Annotated in this window: 24 protein-coding genes; 15 read left to right on the top strand and 9 right to left on the bottom strand. The window is 45.7% G+C overall.

All coding sequences use genetic code 11. The annotated features are described in order from the left end of the window. Positions 1–23 precede the first annotated feature (23 nt). Complete coding sequence (radA, locus tag QXT17_RS04450; RefSeq protein ID WP_288007030.1) at positions 24–1,097, bottom strand: DNA repair and recombination protein RadA; 1,074 nt, start codon at positions 1,095–1,097, stop codon at positions 24–26. 121 nt (positions 1,098–1,218) lie between these two features. On the opposite strand from radA (QXT17_RS04450), the gene QXT17_RS04445 reads away from it, so the two are divergent. Beyond that, on the top strand, positions 1,219–1,746 hold the full coding sequence (locus tag QXT17_RS04445) for a hypothetical protein (RefSeq protein ID WP_020962933.1): 528 nt from the start codon (positions 1,219–1,221) through the stop codon (positions 1,744–1,746). Between the two features lie 57 nt (positions 1,747–1,803). Beyond that, the gene (locus QXT17_RS04440) at positions 1,804–2,835 is read left to right on the top strand and encodes a hypothetical protein (protein WP_342783076.1); all 1,032 of its coding nucleotides are present in this window, start codon (positions 1,804–1,806) and stop codon (positions 2,833–2,835) included. 10 nt (positions 2,836–2,845) lie between these two features. On the opposite strand, the gene QXT17_RS04435 is transcribed toward QXT17_RS04440, so the two are convergent. The 4 genes from QXT17_RS04435 to QXT17_RS04420 are packed head-to-tail and all read right to left on the bottom strand — an operon-like array spanning position 2,846 to position 5,246. Then, on the bottom strand, positions 2,846–3,364 hold the full coding sequence (locus QXT17_RS04435; RefSeq protein ID WP_052886531.1) for a hypothetical protein: 519 nt from the start codon (positions 3,362–3,364) through the stop codon (positions 2,846–2,848). Further along, the gene (radA, locus tag QXT17_RS04430; RefSeq protein WP_342783075.1) at positions 3,357–4,304 is read right to left on the bottom strand and encodes a DNA repair and recombination protein RadA; all 948 of its coding nucleotides are present in this window, start codon (positions 4,302–4,304) and stop codon (positions 3,357–3,359) included. Before radA (QXT17_RS04430) ends, QXT17_RS04435 begins: the two co-directional genes overlap by 8 nt. Continuing rightward, the gene (locus tag QXT17_RS04425) at positions 4,288–4,857 is read right to left on the bottom strand and encodes a hypothetical protein (RefSeq protein ID WP_342783074.1); all 570 of its coding nucleotides are present in this window, start codon (positions 4,855–4,857) and stop codon (positions 4,288–4,290) included. Before QXT17_RS04425 ends, radA (QXT17_RS04430) begins: the two co-directional genes overlap by 17 nt. Then, entirely contained in the window at positions 4,854–5,246 is a 393-nt protein-coding gene (locus QXT17_RS04420) for a hypothetical protein (RefSeq protein WP_342783073.1), read from the bottom strand. Before QXT17_RS04420 ends, QXT17_RS04425 begins: the two co-directional genes overlap by 4 nt. A 98-nt stretch (positions 5,247–5,344) precedes the next feature. Here QXT17_RS04420 and tmk point away from each other — a divergent pair, with 98 nt between their 5' ends. The 10 genes from tmk to QXT17_RS04370 all read left to right on the top strand — a co-directional run bounded on the left by tmk (position 5,345) and on the right by QXT17_RS04370 (position 14,160). Then, the gene (gene tmk, locus QXT17_RS04415; RefSeq protein ID WP_342783072.1) at positions 5,345–6,124 is read left to right on the top strand and encodes a dTMP kinase; all 780 of its coding nucleotides are present in this window, start codon (positions 5,345–5,347) and stop codon (positions 6,122–6,124) included. An 8-nt stretch (positions 6,125–6,132) separates the two neighbouring features. Beyond that, positions 6,133–6,717, top strand: coding sequence for a phospholipase D-like domain-containing protein (locus QXT17_RS04410; RefSeq protein ID WP_342783071.1), 585 nt, complete (start codon positions 6,133–6,135; stop codon positions 6,715–6,717). 276 nt (positions 6,718–6,993) lie between these two features. Continuing rightward, positions 6,994–7,284: a hypothetical protein gene (locus QXT17_RS04405; RefSeq protein WP_288007045.1), complete on the top strand. Its 291-nt coding sequence runs from the start codon at positions 6,994–6,996 to the stop codon at positions 7,282–7,284. Positions 7,285–7,341: 57 nt separating this feature from the next. Next, a complete protein-coding gene (locus QXT17_RS04400; RefSeq protein WP_342783070.1) occupies positions 7,342–8,730 on the top strand; it encodes a thiamine-phosphate synthase family protein in 1,389 nt (462 codons plus the stop codon). A 146-nt stretch (positions 8,731–8,876) separates the two neighbouring features. Beyond that, a complete protein-coding gene (gene alaXM, locus QXT17_RS04395; protein ID WP_342783069.1) occupies positions 8,877–9,599 on the top strand; it encodes an alanyl-tRNA editing protein AlaXM in 723 nt (240 codons plus the stop codon). Between the two features lie 195 nt (positions 9,600–9,794). Beyond that, positions 9,795–10,481 carry a class I SAM-dependent methyltransferase gene (locus QXT17_RS04390; RefSeq protein ID WP_020962944.1) on the top strand — a complete coding sequence of 229 codons (687 nt, stop codon included), beginning with the start codon at positions 9,795–9,797 and terminating at the stop codon, positions 10,479–10,481. Positions 10,482–10,504: 23 nt separating this feature from the next. After that, the gene (locus QXT17_RS04385; RefSeq protein WP_020962945.1) at positions 10,505–11,710 is read left to right on the top strand and encodes a hypothetical protein; all 1,206 of its coding nucleotides are present in this window, start codon (positions 10,505–10,507) and stop codon (positions 11,708–11,710) included. Further along, entirely contained in the window at positions 11,710–12,588 is an 879-nt protein-coding gene (locus tag QXT17_RS04380; RefSeq protein WP_148682115.1) for a hypothetical protein, read from the top strand. The genes QXT17_RS04385 and QXT17_RS04380 overlap by 1 nt, the downstream gene beginning before the upstream one ends. A gap of 61 nt (positions 12,589–12,649) precedes the next feature. Next, positions 12,650–13,171, top strand: coding sequence for a hypothetical protein (locus tag QXT17_RS04375; RefSeq protein ID WP_020962947.1), 522 nt, complete (start codon positions 12,650–12,652; stop codon positions 13,169–13,171). Next, on the top strand, positions 13,171–14,160 hold the full coding sequence (locus QXT17_RS04370; protein ID WP_020962948.1) for an SPFH domain-containing protein: 990 nt from the start codon (positions 13,171–13,173) through the stop codon (positions 14,158–14,160). Before QXT17_RS04375 ends, QXT17_RS04370 begins: the two co-directional genes overlap by 1 nt. 39 nt (positions 14,161–14,199) lie before the next feature. Here QXT17_RS04370 and QXT17_RS04365 read toward each other — a convergent pair whose 3' ends face one another. Continuing rightward, positions 14,200–15,198, bottom strand: coding sequence for an NAD(P)/FAD-dependent oxidoreductase (locus tag QXT17_RS04365; protein WP_020962949.1), 999 nt, complete (start codon positions 15,196–15,198; stop codon positions 14,200–14,202). Between the two features lie 17 nt (positions 15,199–15,215). After that, a complete protein-coding gene (locus QXT17_RS04360) occupies positions 15,216–15,473 on the bottom strand; it encodes a hypothetical protein (RefSeq protein WP_020962950.1) in 258 nt (85 codons plus the stop codon). Positions 15,474–15,573: 100 nt separating this feature from the next. Here QXT17_RS04360 and QXT17_RS04355 point away from each other — a divergent pair, with 100 nt between their 5' ends. Beyond that, positions 15,574–15,747 (top strand): hypothetical protein, encoded by a 174-nt coding sequence (locus tag QXT17_RS04355; protein WP_020962951.1) that lies wholly within the window; start codon positions 15,574–15,576, stop codon positions 15,745–15,747. 22 nt (positions 15,748–15,769) lie between these two features. Next, on the top strand, positions 15,770–16,411 hold the full coding sequence (locus QXT17_RS04350) for a hypothetical protein (protein WP_020962952.1): 642 nt from the start codon (positions 15,770–15,772) through the stop codon (positions 16,409–16,411). A gap of 10 nt (positions 16,412–16,421) precedes the next feature. Here QXT17_RS04350 and QXT17_RS04345 read toward each other — a convergent pair whose 3' ends face one another. Both QXT17_RS04345 and QXT17_RS04340 read right to left on the bottom strand, forming a co-directional pair. Beyond that, a complete protein-coding gene (locus tag QXT17_RS04345) occupies positions 16,422–16,757 on the bottom strand; it encodes a GNAT family N-acetyltransferase (RefSeq protein WP_020962953.1) in 336 nt (111 codons plus the stop codon). 39 nt (positions 16,758–16,796) lie between these two features. Next, on the bottom strand, positions 16,797–17,804 hold the full coding sequence (locus tag QXT17_RS04340) for a phosphate uptake regulator PhoU (RefSeq protein ID WP_342783068.1): 1,008 nt from the start codon (positions 17,802–17,804) through the stop codon (positions 16,797–16,799). Between the two features lie 380 nt (positions 17,805–18,184). Here QXT17_RS04340 and QXT17_RS04335 point away from each other — a divergent pair, with 380 nt between their 5' ends. Next, entirely contained in the window at positions 18,185–18,607 is a 423-nt protein-coding gene (locus QXT17_RS04335) for an NADH-quinone oxidoreductase subunit B family protein (protein ID WP_020962955.1), read from the top strand.

Genomic DNA, 18,607 nt, shown 5'->3' with positions numbered 1-18,607 from the left:
AAGTTTTCGCATCTAAACAGTTTTTAAATGTCGGTGACGCCGTCCTCTGTTATAGCGAAGGCGACTTCTTTCTCAGCATGCTTGGGGCTGTCTATGATTCTTGCTATACGTTTGCCCTCTTTTGCCTTCCTGAGCCAAATCCTGTATGTACATCCATGAGCCATTATGTTTCCGCCTGCTGGCTTCATGGGGTTTCCGAAGAAGATGTCCGGTGACGACATAACTTGGTTAGTAACAACAACGGCCAGGTTGTATAGGCTAGCAAGCCGGTGAAGCTGGCTAATATGCCTGTTGAGTTTTTGTTGTCTTGATGCCAGGTTTTCGCGGCCTGGATATTCAGCTCTGAAGTGATTAATGAGGCTGTCGACAATTATCAGTCTAATATTCTGACTTTCAATGTATTTCTTAGCCTCATCTACCAAGAGCATTTGGTGATCGCTATTGTATGCTCTTGCGTAGATTATGTTTTCTAGTGTTTTTTCTGGGTCTAGCTGTTTTGCCCTTGCTATCTGTATTATTCTCTCCGGCCTGAATGTGCCCTCTGTGTCTATGTATAGTGCCCTAGCGTTGAGGCCTCCCCTCTCCTTCGGTAGCTGGACCATCACCGCTAGCTGGTGGCAAATCTGAGTCTTACCAGCACCAAACTCACCAATCAGCTCAGTAATACTACCAACCTCAACACCACCCTCCAACAAATCATCCAAACTACGAACACCAGTACTGATGTATTCAAGGTTCTTCCTCTTTTCAAAAAGCGCCCTAGCAGTGATGAATTCCTCTCCTCTATTAACCAGTTTCTGTGCAGCCCGGATTATGGCTATGGCCCTCTCTTCAGAACCAAGGACAACAGCTAGCTCATGTGCAGAAGCAAATGCAAGGTCACGCACAGAGTAGAAACCAGCCGCCCTAAGCTTCTGAGCAGTGATTCTCCCCACGCCATCTAGGTCCTCTAGTCTTATTTCTCCCTCGGGAACTTCCTCTTCAGACGGTTCAAGTGGTTCTTCTTCCAAAATCTCCTCTGCTAGCTTATCTGCATCAATCTCTTCTTCAAATGTTTTTTCCTCTTCTTCAACCTTTACCTTTTCTTTCTTAGGCATTACTAGACACTCCGAGTAAAAACTTACACCATAAATATAAAAACGTTGTCGTTGAAGTAGACCGAAAGTAAACACAGATAAGAAATAAAGCTTAATTAGATGGATATACCACAGTCATATCATGCGTCAAGAACAGGTATATGGCGAACTCCACGAAGCCCTAAAGACTATAGTGAGCTATCTTTCCGAAGAGTGGAACAAACGGAACAACAGGGCGACACCTAGCGGCGTTCTCTCTGGTATTGGGTTTGACCAGATAGATCCATACTTAATTACCTACGGCTTTATTGTCAGGGGTCTCATCGAGAGAAGGAATCGAAAAACCTATTTAACAAGGGTTGGCGAGGAAGCCCTTAATAGAATCATAGAGATAGCCGAGATTATCAGAGAAGACTCTTTGTTTCCAGACCTTGACAGAGGAAAAATCCTGGGAGCAACACTGTATGCTCTCTATGATTGGCAAAACAGCTATAGGACGGGGGAAGAATACTTGCAGTATCTAGAAAAGATCAAGGCTAAGATCTTGGAAATTAAAAAGACTTCAGAGGAAAAGTTTAAGCTTCTAGCAGTCCTCCTGCCTCGAATAAAGCTGGATGAAGGCTACACGCTCGAGAAACTCCTAGAAGGCGTCCTGCATTTGGAAACTTAGCAACTTTTGACAAGTAAAAATTAATTTTTTTCGCGCCTTCTAGTTTGTGGTGCGGCTTTGCAGAAACTAAGAGAACTTGAATACAACGCTTTAAAGTATGCAGTTGTAGCGAGGAAATACATCGACATTGCAAGAAGCCTAAAGACAACTCCGTCCTACGTGTCTAAACTTATCACGGGTCTTGAAAGGAAAGGAATAAAGATCTACGGCAAATTTGACTACGCCTCCATAGGTCTAATAGAATACCTCATGCTTTTACCCTTCTCCCAAGACATAATGGAAAAAAACATACCATACATAATACAGAAAACTACCCTAATAAAATCCAAGCAAAAAATACTCATGCTGAGAGCACTAATCCCAGATGGAGCACAAAAAGACTTTGCAGACATACTACAAGCAGACCCCAATCAAATGTGGAGGATAACAAGCTTCTCTTGGAACCCCTACTCCTCTCCGCTTACAGTCTACATGCACGGCAAAATAACATCCAATACTCTACAGCTTACAGAGCTCCTAGAAACCAGAAAATTGGTACATATGCCGCCACCGAAGCAACAACAGAAAATAGACAATCTAGACCTCGAGCTAGTAGCAGAGTTTACGAGGAACCCCTTCCTAAAGCTATCACAACTAGCCCAAAGAAAAAACATGAAAAATCAGACGCTAAACTATCACTATACCAGCCACGTTAAGCCCATAAGACTAGAAAACGAGGTAATAATTAACCCACCCCCCGGATATGCAACAAGGCTACTACAAATAAAGACAACGCAGGGACACGAAGAACACATAGCATGGGCACTCTCAAGCCTACACTACGTCCAAAACACATACGCCCTGACCGGCACAGGAACAGTCTATACGTTTCTCTTCCCAGACCCCTACGAAGAAAAGCAACTAGCAGAAACCCTCTATACGTGTACAGCTATACTAGATTTTACGCTGTTTGGCTATGTCACAGCCAACAAACGCTACACAGTTCCCTTTGGAGACATTATTGCAAATGGTAGATACAACATAGGAATAGTATATGAAGCATTACATGTACACCGCAGAAAAGCGAACTACGACATATATGAGCTCTAGCGTAGCATTCCTACGTATTCTTTTCTCTACGAATAATCTTGGGAGCATAGAGCAATGCATCTAGAGCCTTCTCCTCCCAATCACTCACTAAGACAAGGCGATGTGGCGTCTCAACGTAGACGACGGGCTTTACTCCGAAGTTTAGGAAAACTAGGAGCCCATATACGCTGGCCTGTGTGGCCTCAGAGAGCTTTACCTCATCATAGCTTTTTACCTCTACAATCTTATAAGGCACCAAAGACCTGAAACATATAGTATCGGCCACACCATGAACCCAGCCAAACCTAAAAAGCCATGCCAGAGGAAAAGGAATACACACGTCTCTATACTCTAGTATCCAGTCGACATCGCCAAATATACTTGAATGTACCCTGAGACCTTCCTCATAGCCCTTGCCCTTGCCTCTAGCCAGCCTCGAAGAAATCTCTGTAACACTAATTTTTGGGTCTCTTGACACCTTGGCCTTCTCGAACCTATTAATAGCAGTCCTAAGTAACCTATATCCGTATACAAGAGCCTCTTCAGGCATCCCAGACTCCATCATCCTTGATGGTGAACTGTGCAGACGCACCTTTTGCCAACCTAGGCGAGTCAAGGACTTCCATAAGCCAGGAGTCGCCTGCTTTCTTCAAGAAAAACCTATGCGTAGAAGCATGTGCTATAATGTTTCCACCTGCTGGCAACTTAACGGCCACGCCCCAGCTACTCGGCACAGAGACAACCTGGTTAGTTATAACAATCAACAAGTCGTAAAGCCTGCTAAGCCTCTTGAGCCAGTCCAAAACATAGTTTATCCTCTGCTGACGCATCGCAAGCCATTCTCGCCCCCTAAATTGTGCCCTATAAAGCGCTATAACAGAGTCTATAACGACTAGTCTTACGCCCTGTCTTAAATACGGCTTCAAGCCTCTTACAACAAGCTCTTCCAGCTCATCTACATTTATAGGTCTAGCCACGAATACATTCTCGAGCGGATCTTTAATGCCAAATCTTTCTGCAATCTTCGTTACCCTCTCGGGACTAAACGTCCCCTCAGTGTCAATGTAGATAGTTTTTCCTCCCAGCCCACCATTCCCAGGCGGCAACTGTGCAGTTACGGAGAGCTGGTGACAGAGTTGTGTCTTTCCGGAACCATATTCACCCGCAAACTCGTAGATTTCCTGAACAACAAGACCACCCCCAAGCAACTCGTCGATACCACTTACACCAGTGGAGAGAGTGTCTCGCCCAGAAATCTGGGAAGCATATTCGTCTCCCTTCTGGACACTTACTTCCCACCGGGCAAGCCTTCTAGCAGTTCTAACTAGCCTAAGCGCTCTCTCGAATTCTATGCCAGCTATTTCTTCAAGCTCCTCAGGGTTGAAAAGCAACAGCTCCTCAACGGTATCTATCCCAGCATTCTTGAGCCTAGAAATTGTTACCTTGCCTATGCCCTCTTCTTTTCCTAGCTCTTCAATAGGAAGTGGCATCGCCCTCACCACACGGCTTCCCATCGACGAAACACTTACCCCTACCCTCGATCTTCTCACATGCAAATGTCTTTACGAAACTCCACATGTTTTCGGTCTCCCTGTCCCCATACACTATTATCGGGACCCTGTACACCTTTGCTATACGCGACAATATGTCATAGGAGTACATTAACCCCTCATGAACCCACCTAGTAAACCTTTTGTGGCTATCCTCGACAACGATGGGCACACGCTTCTTGTCAAGTTCACGGGGCAGGTCGAAAAGCAGGTACTCTAGGTACTCCTCGTCAAGAAAAGCTGGCAAGTATGCTCCACCAGCTATCTCCAACTGTGTCCCCCTAACATGCGTCAAGCCTGGAGACAAGACGTGTTTTTCCTCGCAAAAGGTAACCTCTAGCCGGATTGGAGAAAAAACAACCACAGTGTTCTCGGACAGAAATGTCAACTCCTCAGCAACGTCTCCCATAAACTTCTCAATTTCTTCTCTTCGAAAAACCTTGAGATGGCTAAGGGAAAAAACCTCTTTCCCAACAACAACCTGTCTACTCATCCAAACACCCTCCCACGGCTCCTACTAGCTAAAACCTCAAGCCACGGATTATCACGAAGATAACTTGGAAGCTCGCTACTTGTCTCAATGCCCCTTTCGGGCCCGCTCGATCTCTCAGGTAGCTTGGAAGCAAGAGGCTCTCTAGGAGTAATCTCCTCTCCATAGATAACCCTCCTAGCGGCAAGGATGTGACGATATGCCTCTAGACCTTTATGGCTAAGGTAAACAAGTTGAAACCTTCCCTTCTTCTGGTAGTTTATCAAGCCATACTTTCCCAAGAGATTAACGACCTCTCTTGCCTTCCTATTGTTCCTAGAGATCTCGCTTAGCAGGACTTCTGATTCGCCAATCCTCGTAAGCCAGCCTACAATACGTGTAAACTCATCCACAATATAACTTTGTTATCTTCAAATATAAATTTGTTATCATCCTGCATAACATAGTTATACAAGAAAACTATAAGATAGAAGTCGTCATAACGAGCTACATGAACCAGTTAGTAGGAGAGAAAATATTCTGTCCCCACTGCGGAGACTATATTACCCCAAAAATCGAAAGAACAGCCACACCTACAGGTGAATTAATCATAGAATACTATTGCCCCAGGCATGGACTAATAAAAACTGAGAAAAAGAAAAACTACGGCGGAAACCTAGCCAAGATACCTGGCGGCCTCTACATAGCTCTCGAAGGAATAGATGGCTCTGGAAAAACAACACAAGCATCCCTGCTATACGAGTACCTGACAAACAAGGGGTACAGTGTGATTGTTGTAAGGGAACCATGGGTACAAGCAATAAAGGAAGTTCTTTACAAATATAACCTGGACGTCGAGGCAGAAGTCTACCTTTTTGCGGCAGACAGGATTATACTTCAACGAGAAATAGTCTTACCTGCGCTAAGCGAGGGAAAAATAGTTATCTCTGACAGAACCCTTTATGCTAGCCTCGCATACCAGTCATCCAGAGGGGCAGACCAAGACTTTATACGTAGAGTAAACAAATTCGTAAAGCCGCCCGACATAGTCTTCCTTTTAGACATACCAGTAGAGAAGGCCATTGAGAGACTCAGGAATAGGTCTTCCCTCACTCGCTTCGAAGATCCAACATACATGTACAGAGTAAGAGAAAAATACCTAAAACTGGCGGAGGAAGAAAAAGACAAGTTCATTGTGTTAGACGCATCAGGCACAATAGAAGAAGTCCGCACACAACTCGTAAACAAAGTTGAAGAAATCCTACAAAATTTAAAAGCAAACAAAACATAGTATATCCTATGAGACGTGGAAGTGCAACAAGCATAATTCTCGTCATAGTCATCATTGCAAGCCTAGCATTTTACGCCGGGTTCCGCCTGGGCCAAACCCAGACCCAACAAATAACTGTACAAGCTCCACAGCAACCTATACCGCAAGGGGAATGCATAAAGCTTGAAATAATCAATAATAGAGACTACTACCCCAAACTTTTAGACCTACTCTCCAAGGCAAACAAATCCATTTACATTTCAATGTTTGAATTCAAAAGCGACACAGACGAGGTGGCAAAAGTCCTCGAATTACTAATCTCAAAAGCAAAGAAAGGAGTAGACGTGAAAGTCGTCCTAGAAAACACTATAGACGAGAACGAGCTAACGTATAGACGTCTCCTAGACAACGGGGTTCCAGTAAGATACGATACAAGGTCTAGGACCACACATACCAAACTCATCATAATTGACGGCTACATAGTTATCGTAGGTTCCCACAACTGGAGCTACTCGGCGTTCATGAGGAACCACGAGGCAAGCGTAGTAATATACGATGAAAACATAGCCAGACAAGAGACAAACTACTTCATGCAGATATACAGTGGCAACTAAATATAGTCAAAAAATGATGAAAGCCCTCAATAAGAATCATGGAAAAATTTAGTTTCCCATTCTTTCATAAAAAGATAGACGTGTAGTCATTTGGAGATTATAAATCATAAGCTGCGCGCTAGGAAAGGAAAAAGAACACAGCAGGCCTGAGTAAATGTTACAATGGTCAACCAGCCCCAGGCACCGCTTCCGCACCATAAGTTGCAATTTGCCTCTTTCTCTTGTCGATAGGAAAAGGGAGCTAGAAATTTATAGCCCCAAGAAACAGAGTCTCCTATGAAAAAATCCCTCGACAAGGACAGGCTTGCAGGCCTAATAATTCTCATATTCGCATTTACCCTAGGCTCCATCTATGCATACCTTCTGCTCTTCGCAAGCATCGAGACACAGCTACTAGTAATGAAAATTACTTCCCTCTTTGTTGTTGAAACATTCTTCCTCGTTGTAGCCTGGATAGGCATAACACTGCTCTTCTCTCCTCCAGAGGCAAAAATCAGAGAAATAGAGAAGCGTCTAGAAGAAGAGTACAACAAGCTACGCGAGCAAGGATATCCCTTTCCTTGGTAAAAAATATTTTCATCGGGTCTAAACAGAAATTTATAGGGCCATCCTCTTTAGATACACATGGATAGTATTCTTGGGAAAGTTCCACTCGATAAAATATTAAAGACTATAGGCACTAAGAAGCTCGAGCTAGACTCCAACGAGATTTTCGGAGACTACTTGGCCACCGTTAATCCTGCGATAGGCGTGCCAGACGAGTTTCTAGGCTTCTTTGCCTACCACTACGCTGCCACAAACATAGCTGTCAGCTTCGCACGTCCAGACTACGCTTTGCTAGATCTAAACTTCCCAGAAGGCTACCCAGACGACACAATCGAGAAAATAATGAAAGACTTCCTAAGAGAGTGCGAAAAATATGGAACAAGACTCATAGGTGGACACACAGCCAGATACCGTGGCATCGAGTGGCCCATAGCTTCGACAACAATAATCGGGAAAAGGGTCAGAGAAAGAGAGCGGCCTAGCCCAGGAGACACAGTTCTCCTGATTGGAGAAGTAGGCCTAGAGACGGCCTGGCTCATGGGAGAAAAAATCGACCCCAGGACGCTCACCCCGCTCCCAACAGCAATCCAGCTTGCCAGTGCCCCGGGCCTCAAGCTTCTGCACGACGTCTCCGAGGGGGGAGTCTACAGGGCTATAGAAGACATTGCACAGGCATACTCAGTAGCGATAGATATAAGCAGTAATGAGATACCATTATACCCTGGCTTCCCATCAGGCCTCGATCCTCTAACTTCTCCAAGCTATGGAACACTAATCGCCATCGCAAATAGTCCACCCGGGCTCCTCTCCTACTGTAGCGAAAAAGGCATCAAATGCAAAGAGATCGGCAAGGTATTTGCTAGAGATACCACACAGGTGCTAATAGACGGGAAGCCCCAGAAACCAAGACAAACGTTACCAGTTGAAACCCTGTACTCGCCAAGTCTACTCGAGAAAGACGAATCCATGCTAAAACTAGCCGCAGAGTCCCTAGCAAGAATACTATACCAAAGCAACCTGCTACCAGAGACGGGAACAAACATCGCCTACCTGCCCCGAGACACGGACAATCCCAGGGAAGTGCTAGCCCTCGACGGGAGAATAATCAAGACAAAAAGTGGTCCAAAGATATGCGGGAAGCCTGCGCCAGGCGGCTCAACATACCTGGCAAAACTACTCATAGAAGCTAAAAGATCAGGATTGCCCTATAGAGCGGCCATCAACCTGCGCTACAAAAAAGAACTCGTCGAGAAACTTGAACAAGCAGGAATACAAGTCTACGACGCATCGAGCTATGAGGATCCTTGCCCAGTAGTGGGAGCAATTAGAGCCGGCAACAGGGCACAGGCCTACTTCTACAAAGACAAGCCAAACCTGGAGCCGACACTGGTCATACTTGGGGAAGACCCCCTAAAGCTTGCAAATATGATTAGGCAACTCCTAGTAGAAAACCCCCTACAGCCCTAAAAATAAATACTCCCCTAAACCAAAATTGAAGCGATGATGACGCATTTGCCCCCCGGTGACCTGTGAGCCGGATTACCGCGTGCTGAATTTTTTCCCAACCCAACCAGCAAACATTAAAATATACCAAAGAATAGTACAAGGTCAATATGGCTAGACTCTTGTTCCAGGAGGACAGCTACCTAAGAGAGGCAGAAGCAGCCGTCACAAAAATCGATGGAAACAAGGTCTTCCTCGACTCAACAATTTTCCACCCGGGGCCCTCAGGCGGACTAGACACAGACAAGGGCTGGCTCGTCTTGCCCAACGGCGACAAAGTAGAAGTCGTCCAGGCAGTAGAAGAAGCCGGCGACGTTGCACACGTACTCTCGAGGACTGTAGAGCTGAAGCCAGGAGACAAAGTGAAATGCATCCTAGACTGGGAGAGAAGACACAAGATGATGAGGCTCCACACAGCCTCCCACGTCCTAGCATCAATACTATATAACAGATACGGCGCCCTAGTCACTGGCGGGCACATCCAGCCAGACGAAGCAAAGGACGACTTTGACCTCTCAAACGTCGAAGACTGGAAAACCGCGTTCCAGCAGGCAGTCGACGAAACAAACACCGTGCTGAAAAAATGCATAGAGGTAAAGGTATACTGGCTCAGCAGGGAAGAAGCACTAAAAATACCAGGCATAGTCAAGCTTGCAGGCCGTCTCCCACCCAGCGTAGAGAAACTCAGAATAGTAGAAATCCCAGGCATCGACATACAGGCAGACGGCGGACCCCACGTGAAAAACACGTGTGAAGTTGGAGAAATTGTACTAAAGAAACTTGAAAGCAAAGGAGCCAAACGCAAAAGAATCTACTATTCACTAAAAGAATAGAAAGCTACATACGCCCAAAAGCCAAGAAGTAACCTTCGCACAGAGGATCTCAGAATCGAAAAAGCGACCTACCTATGGGATTCATGGTCACGAAGGTGAAGTTAAGCCACGGGAAAGCACACTAGAAATAACTGCGTGTTGCCATTAGAGTGCAACTAAAATAAAACTAGGCGTAATATTTTTACTGACCTGGAAATGGACGCTACAAGAAACATAATTGGTCTATTTGATTCAAACGTCGAGAACTATGACTCGTGGTATGATGCCGAGTCAGGCAGGGCTGTCTTAGAGACAGAGGCAGAGATGCTTAGACGTGTATTGCCCAGGGGGCTCGGCGTCGAGATAGGTTCTGGGACCTGCAGGTTTTCTGGGCTTCTCCGAGAAGAGAGAGACATAGTGTGCCTTGATCCATCCCTTAGAATGCTTCGCCACGGCTATACACGGGGCAGATGCATTTTTGCAGTTGCAGGTGTAGCTGAGGACACGCCCTTAAGGAGTAGCTACTTCTCATTTGCATACATGGTAACCGTTATAGAGTTTCTCCATGATCCAGCCATGGCCCTAAAGGAAACATGGAGAATACTTAAGCCCGGAGGCGTCCTTGCCGTCCTCTTCATCGAGAGGGAAAGCTCTTGGGGAAAATTTTACATGGAGATAGCCCGGAAAGGCATCGACCCGATCCTTGCGAGGGCGAGACTCTACACAGCTAGGGAGGTAGACGAACTGCTAGCAACATCGGGCTTCAAGGTTCAGAAACATTTAATGTCCCTAGCTTATCCTCCACTAACTGTTCCCCCTGCTCCTCCAGAGATCTATGAGGAAGCTTGTAGCGACTGCGGCGTGACGCTTACAGTAGCCGCTAAGCCCAAAGAATTTATTTAGTACTTCTCAATATATGTTTACACATGGGAGAATACTCAAAGGCGATAGTTTCTACAACTACGCGTGACGGAAGACAAGTATACCTGTCTGGAGTAGCAAAGCCGCCCCAGCCAGGCCTAGACGAGGCCTTATCCAGTGTTCTAGCGTCGCTGTCCAATCATTCCTACAGCGAGCTAAACGGGGACAGGGTCGTCCTGGAAGCGAGAAAAATGCTCGAGTCACAGGGCTTCAAGGTCGAAAGCCTAGAAATATACGTTTCCCACCGTTGCCCAATGTGCGGGGCATCGATAAACATTACCCCCGAGACCGTCATCTATGTATGTCCCTACTGTGGCTGGACGGGCGACGTCTATGGGCACAGCCTAGCCTTTAAGGTCTGGCCTGCTCCACCAAGAGAAGCGGTAGAAGAAGCCGCAAGAAGGCTTGGAGGAGTACTAGACAATGCCACGTTGTACTATGTCCCTTTCTGGGTCTTCCGCGTAAATGTTACGGGAGAGTATACGGGGACAGCAGTCTACACGGTGCAACGCACTGAACGCGTGCCGGTAAGGAGGAACAGGGAGACAGAGTGGGTAACAGTTGTAAGGACAGAGACCAGGACAAAGAAGGTTGCCGGCAAAATACGTTTCGAAACACTCAAGGGCGCATTCGGCCGTCTCTACGCTGAAATCTTTGGGGCAGGAGAATTAAAGAGCTGGGTAGAGCATTCCTGGCAGACAAATCCACCAAAGGAAATGGATCCACCTGAGCTGAAAAAATATGCCGAGAACTTTCTCTCTGCCGAGGTAAGTGATGAAGAGGCCCTTGGCCTTCTCAGAAAAGAGATAGACACAGAGATCTACCGCGAGATAGAAACGTCTGCCGCTAGGCAGGTAGAGGGGGCACTTACAGAGGTTCAAATCGAGTACCTATCTACCCAGGTAAACACGCCGGAAAAACACCTAGTATATGTGCCTTATTGGTTCTTCACATATAAAGTTAAGGGAAACCTGTATGCAGGGTCCCTTGTTGGCCCAACAGCCACAATTATCAGGGCTGAGAGGTACATCTCCAACGCGGAGCGAGTAGCAAAGATGATGAGTGCATGGGTAGCTGTCCTGGTTACTGGCGCATTTACAGAATTCGCCCTCCGATATGATGTCGGCTGGGGTTTTCTCGTAATTCCACTGGGCCTCCTAGGAGCCTATAAACTGGCGTCTTCAGCTTTTGAAGCGGCAGAGGTGGTTTAATGCCTATTTGTCCATACTGTGGGGCAACTGTGGAGAGGCAGGCCGGGGAAGTAGTGCTTACGTGTCCCTTCTGTGGCACGGCGTTCACGCTTCAGGGAGTCGAGGTCGGAGAACACCTTATGGGCAGGGTCAATTACGATATACAGCACCTCTTTCAGACCTTCAAGGCTTGGGCTCTGAGGATGCCTGAGACCCCCAACGATTTCACAGAAAAAGCCACCTTTAACGACTATAACCTAATATTTTATCCCTTCTGGATCTACGTTGTAAGGGTGAAAGTTTCTTATCCAGGCGGCTCAGAAGAAATCACACATAACGTTGCCCTGCCAGCATCCACGTCAATAACTAATTCGCCCATCGAGAAGGCGAGACTTTCACTGGCGGGCAAAGTATACTACAGCCACAAATATGTACTAAGCAACAATGGTAAAATCCTAAACCCAGACATCGACCCGTCCACGGCAGACCAAAAAGCTCTGACGCTGGCAGTCTCCCTTGCACAGCAGTCCCTAGCATACCGCTTCGGGGGCAGGGCCCGACTAAAGATAGACGGAACAGAAATAGTCGAAAGAAAACTCGTGCACCAGCCAATATTCCATGTAAATTATACCTACAACGGTAAAAATTACAAGTTCATAGCTGACGCCTCCGACTCGAGGATTCTCTACGCCGAGGTACCCGTCGAACTAAGATTCCGCGTGGCGGCGATGCTTGGAGGAATCACATCCCTAATACTTGGATTAGCAATGCTTCTCTTCTCCAATAATCACCCTGTATTTGCACTGACATCCCTGCTTGGCTTCCTAGTCGTGGGCGGCGTGTCCTTCAGCAAAGCTCTAACCTCCACCGTGGTTACTAGAAAATTCTTCGCCGAGTAATCCTAGAGCATATCCTCCTTGGTTTACAAAGATTTTTAAGAATGAAAGACAACAAACTATTATGGCTGAAATATATAAAAAGGCTACAAGTAACTTACGTCTTCTCGAAAAACTCGAACTTATACTTCCAGGGTACCGGGGCTACAAGGAGAAGGAACTCAGGCGGGAAACTGACCGCCTCATACGGGACTACCTCATATCTAAGATACAGCCAGCTTACAGGGACTTCAAAAACGCTATGAAGGCTATTGCCCTCTCAGGCGATCAGACACTCGCAACAGAATACAATGAGGTCCAGGCAATTTTTGACCGTGTCATCTCTAAGCTCAAAACAATGAGCTATGGCTATACAGGGTTCTTCGACCTAGTTAAAGTGGAGGAGCAACAGCTCGACAAGATGATCGAGTTTGACTGGAACCTAGTTTCAACGGCCGAGAGGATCCAAGAAAAAGCCCGCAACGTGGCTAAGTCTGATCCAGGCAAGCTAAGGGAAGCCCTAGACGACTTGAAAAACGAGCTACTTTCCCTCGAAGACACGTTAATTAACAGAGAAAACATTATAAAAGGTGTGGGTGAGAAGTAATGCCCCAAGTAATCGAATGGGTAAACCCAGGGCCAGAGGACATCGTCTGGCGGTATCCAGATGAAAACATTACATGGGGTGCACAGCTGATTGTCCACGAGTACGAGGTCGCGGTCTTCTTCAGGGACGGAAAAGCATACGACGTCCTCGGCCCGGGGAGACACACACTCACCACCCAAAATCTTCCTCTCATTACAAAGGTTTTAACAACACTCGCCGGCTACCCAACAACGCCGTTCAAGGCTACAGTCATATTCGTATCTACAAAGACATTCAAGGGGCTCTTCGGAGGAAGAACCCAGACCACAGAGCTCGCACCATTAATGTTTAGGGGAGGCTACTGGTTCAAGGTCGGCGACCCAAGAATATTTGTAACAGAGGTCGTTGGCGGACAAGGAAAATACACCTCCAGCGAGGTCAACGAGTTCATTAGGGGCTTTATAAACGAGAAAATAATCAAGCACCTTTCAACATACACACTGGCAGACGCATTCGCAAACATCGAACAAGTATCCTTCAAGACAAAGGCTTTCCTACTCGAAGAACTAAGACGCATAGGGCTAGAACTCATAGACCTCAAATTCGAGGCAATAGACACCACACCAGAATACCGTGACAGGCTCTTCTGGATAAAACAAACAGGAGCCGCAGGCTACGTCCTCCAAATGGACACAACAAAACAAGTAGCCCGCGAACTAGGAAAATCGCCCGGCGCAGCCGTAGGCGCAGGAGTAGCAATAATACCCCCACTAATGCAGCCCCCACCCGTACAGCCGCCGCCAGCTCCGCAGCCACAACAGCAGCCGCAACCAGTACAGCCCCAAACAAAAACATGTCCAAACTGCGGCCGCCAGGTACCCATCGATGCCATGTTCTGCCCCTACTGTGGCTACCGTTTCCCGCCCCCAACAAAGAAGTGTCCAAACTGCGGCAGGGACGTGCCGGGAGACGCCCTCTTCTGCCCCTACTGCGGAACAAAACTAGCATAAATAAGGGGCAAAGCTCAACACTATGCTTTTCTCCTTTACCTACCCCTTTAACACTAGCTTCCTAAAGAACCCCGGATACCTAGCGAGAAGGCCAGCGACTTCGAGCTTAGTAAGGTTTGCCGCTGTAACACGCTTCAATACTTCTATTGGGGCACTCAAGTAGAGTTCTCTCCTCTCAGCAGGTGAAGAGTTCTCCAGATACCTAATAATCCGCAACTGAATGTCAATATTAAATATTAAGCCATATTCTTCTAGAGACTTTCTGTACGGCTTACCATTTCTAAGTGAATCATACAGAGCCCTCGCCGACAAAAATCCGGGCCTTATCCCCTCGCCAGTAAGAGGCATCACTGCCCCTATGGCTTCACCTACAGCAAAATCTCCATTGCCTGGCAAACGTAAGCCTCCAGCAGCAATAGGAGACCCCTTCAAAGAAACAATCTCTGCACCAATCTGCCTCGCCAAGAAGAGTACCCTGTCTCTGAGAAAATCATAATCTGCAAAGCCGCCTGCCCCAATATGGATGAGTCCGTCTCTTCCAGGGAAAACCCAGCCATAGCCCACTAGGTCTAAAAAGAAAAAGATCTTGATTCGGTCTCTCTCTATGTTTGCCCTTGCCTCTGCCTGTAATGCAAGCGCCTTTCTCCCCTTGTATACAGGGTGCCCCCTCGCGTCAACCACTAGTCTGCAATCAATTAGCTTCCTGGGATCCACACCTCGATGTACAATATTTGCCCCCTCAAGTAGCTGCTTGAGGAGCAGTTCTTTATCCACAATGTAGCCTAGGACATCCCCCTTATACTCGTGTATAAGGCTGTTCTCCAGGAATATCTCGTATCCTCTAATTTTCTCGAGAATAGTTTCCTCTGGTAGCTTCATAAAATCATCAATAGAGTAAGGTATCCCCCATCCGCACGGCTTACTAGCCAGCCTCCCATTAACCTCGAAGACGGTTACATCTGTTTCTTCTTCGCTTAAAAGCCGAGCCAGGTATGCACCAGAGGGGCCAGCGCCAACGATGCAGGCTTTTTCGGACATATTTTTCTGCAAGGACACTAGAGACTATTCAAGGTTTTCTCTAGTTCCTCGATCGTAAGCTTGCTAAATTGAAGGATGGCTTGGACTTTGTCGGGCTTCAAGAGAGTTATTATAGCGTCTTGATATAGGCCCTTTACAAGCGGTCCATAGCTCGCAGTGATTTTTCCATTTTTTCTGAGCCACTCCTCAATTTTACCCATGCAGCCTTCTTCTACAGCTAGAAGATAGGTTTTGCTTGATGCACAGACAAGGCTAGTGTTTTTTACACATGTCATCTTTATCCTATCACTTCTTTGAAGAGGTAAGATATAAATCAGTTTGTTCTGAGAAAAGAAGAGTAACAGTTTTTATTAAAATAAGCTTAGCGTGCGGCCCTTGAAAACGCTATTGCACCAGGCAAAAAATTCTGTCGTAGCCTCAAAAATGGGCAGAGAACAGATAGAGGCAACAGTATTCAGGCAAACAATCACTAGAATTATCCTACTTGCCAGTATCTTTGTTAGCGCTACTGCTTTAGCGGGCTTGTCGTTAACAATTTCTACTAGCTAAAATCTCAAGAATATAGAGTCAAATGAAGCAGACCTATCTCATCTACGGCATCTTAGCAGTCATAATAAGCATAGTAATTTATTTCTTCCTAACAGGTTACACTCGCAGCATAGACCCAACAGAGAAACTTGTAACAGCGCAGAAAGCCATATTCTCTTCAAAGGGCTGGGCCTTCCGGGAAGAAATAAACTTCACCTCAACAAGGCTCATAATTACTGGTAACGTTGATCTCGAGCACAACATCCTGAACACGACCATGGTGAAGCTTGAAAACGGCTTTCCATCGTTAACCTTGACTTTTGCAAATAGGACTGGAACATATGCAAATATTGAGGGGGGATGGATAAAAATAGGTGAGGGATGGGCACCAGAACAGACGATACTTTACAAATTGTTTACCCTTGCAACAGAGTCTAGCAGTAAAACGTATAGAACTTATGACACGTCCAACCATATATTCTTCGAGGACAACTGTTCCAGTAGTTGCAAGGACTTGTTCAATACTCTTGAAAGCCTAGCATCCTCCAAGGGTATACAGCCCGAGAAGTACATAGGAATAGTAAGAATCGAAAAAGAAAGAGTCAAGACAATATATTTAGAATTCCTAGGCGGTAAAACGACTATTTGCTCTCTCATCTATAGCATCGAGAGTATAAAAAGCTGAAAACGCGGAATTATTCAAAATTTATGCGGAATTCAAAACCGTACTTTTGGAAGCCAAGCTTTTCATACCACTCGTGTAACGCTTCACGGCCAAACCTACTCGTCGCTATCATTTTGTAGCATCCCTGTTTCTTTGCAAGCTCTATAGCTTCCAGGACTAGTTGTTTTCCAATCCCCCTGCCTCTGAAATCCTCCTTCACGTAGACGTCTTCAAGAAGCGCATAGGGCCTCTCGTGGAGATCGTTTTTAATGAGGTAGACATAGCAGTGCCCAACTTCCTCGCCATCAATCTTTAGAGAGAGTCTGAAACCCTTGCTATTTATTGGCTGTGCGTCTATGGAGGCCATCCTTTCTTCCCGGCTTGTTTTCTTTCTATATATTTCTTCTTACTCGTTTTGCATGTCTATTGTTGTCTCCAAGATGTCTGTTCCATATTCGAGGATTCTCCTGTAGCTTCCAATGATGCTTCTAATCGTTGACACTTCTTCTGGGTGTTCCTGGGACAGCTTCCTGAATATTTCATTTTCAAAACTCTTTATCTCGACAGCATCCACGTCTAGTAGCTTGTTTGCGGTATCTTTATCACGGCCCATGAATGCCGAGAGAGCCGCCTTCACAAACTGTGCAGTTTTGTCGGACAATGCTACTAGGTCTTTAGCTATCCCCTTCTTGTCCTTTAGTTCTTCTATTGTTAAGGCTATAGAGACTGCGTGGTCCCCTATTCTTTCGAGGTTCTTTAAAACCATTGCATAGTGCAACACCTCATGAGGTCTCTGGAGCCCGATTTCTTCCAGGCTTATTATGCCTCTAAGCCCCGTGTGAAGTTGTCGAAGCCCGTATAGATAAAGTTTGTCAATAATGTCGTCTCGGGAAGAAATATCGCTAGGCAAGATTTTTTCATTGTTCTCGAGGGCGAGTCTCACGTCTGACAACATGCTGAGGGAAACATCGAGCATTTTCATAAGTATTGAAGAAATAGGTAGATCCTCTACGTTGACAAGGATCTGTAGAACCATTTCCCTGGAATCCTCATGAAGAATCTCTACGCCTATAAGCTTCCTAGTAATGATGTCTCGAATCGCTTTCTTAAACTCCAGGTCCTCACTGGGAAACACAACCTTGATAGTCTTATAGCCAGTAAGGTACTTCGACATAATCTCCCTCAGGACAGAGCCCTGGCTCATTCCCTTTTTGACCCGTATCTCTGTAGATGCCAGTGGCTCAGGCCTCTTAGTACTGGGGAAAAGCCTTATTGAACCATCGCTTTCAAGGGATAAAACCACGAGGCTTCCCTTATCTATGTTCATTTTTTCTGCCCACTCCTTGGGTATAGACACTATGAACGTCGAGCCCCCTGTCAGCTGTACCCTTCTAACGATTTTATTTGTTGCCATTTCACTCAATAAAGACTCTATAAATTTATATTTATATTTTTTCATACATAAATGCGAGAACCAATACCTTGCCCTACAATAGACTGATAAAACTGTTCAAATTATTCTTATACAAAACTAGAATATGTATTTTTACGAGGTGAAGATTCATTTAATAGCGATGTTACTAGAACTAAAAGGGAGTGGAACCCAAGGCTACCTATCAATTTTATTGGGACAATTTTTCCCTTTACATACTATAAACTTACCACATTTAGAAGTTTCGCAAATCCTCAATACTTACTGATAAAAGAACTACAATGAATGTATGATTTCCCGTATTAAGAAAAGGTATTAAGGATTGTATATATGATTTTTTGTATATCTATATTCAGAGATACATGACGAGCATAAACTCAAAGCTAGGTTTTAGAAAGAAAAGTCTCTGGGTATACCATTTCAACTCGGGTGGATGTAATGGATGCGACATTGAATTTGTCGCTTCACTAACACCAAGATTTGACCTAGAAAGATATGGAGTCCAATTGGTTCCAAGCCCCAGACACGCAGACGTACTAGTTGTCACTGGCCCAGTTACTAAAAACTCCGAGGGTGCCTTAAAGACTATTTATGACCAAATTCCCGAGCCAAAAATTGTAATAGCCTTTGGAACATGTGCATGTAGCGGAGGAGTATTTAACAATTGTTACAATATTCTCGGAGGCGCCGACAAAGTTGTCCCCGTAGATATCAAGGTTCCGGGTTGTCCACCAAAACCTGAGGCCCTCGTAGAACTTCTAAAGAAATTGACCTTGGGTGACTAG

The sequence above is a fragment of the Thermofilum sp. genome, from assembly GCF_038871435.1.
Taxonomy (GTDB): domain Archaea; phylum Thermoproteota; class Thermoprotei; order Thermofilales; family Thermofilaceae; genus Thermofilum; species Thermofilum adornatum.
This window is presented reverse-complemented; position numbering and strand designations above follow the sequence as displayed.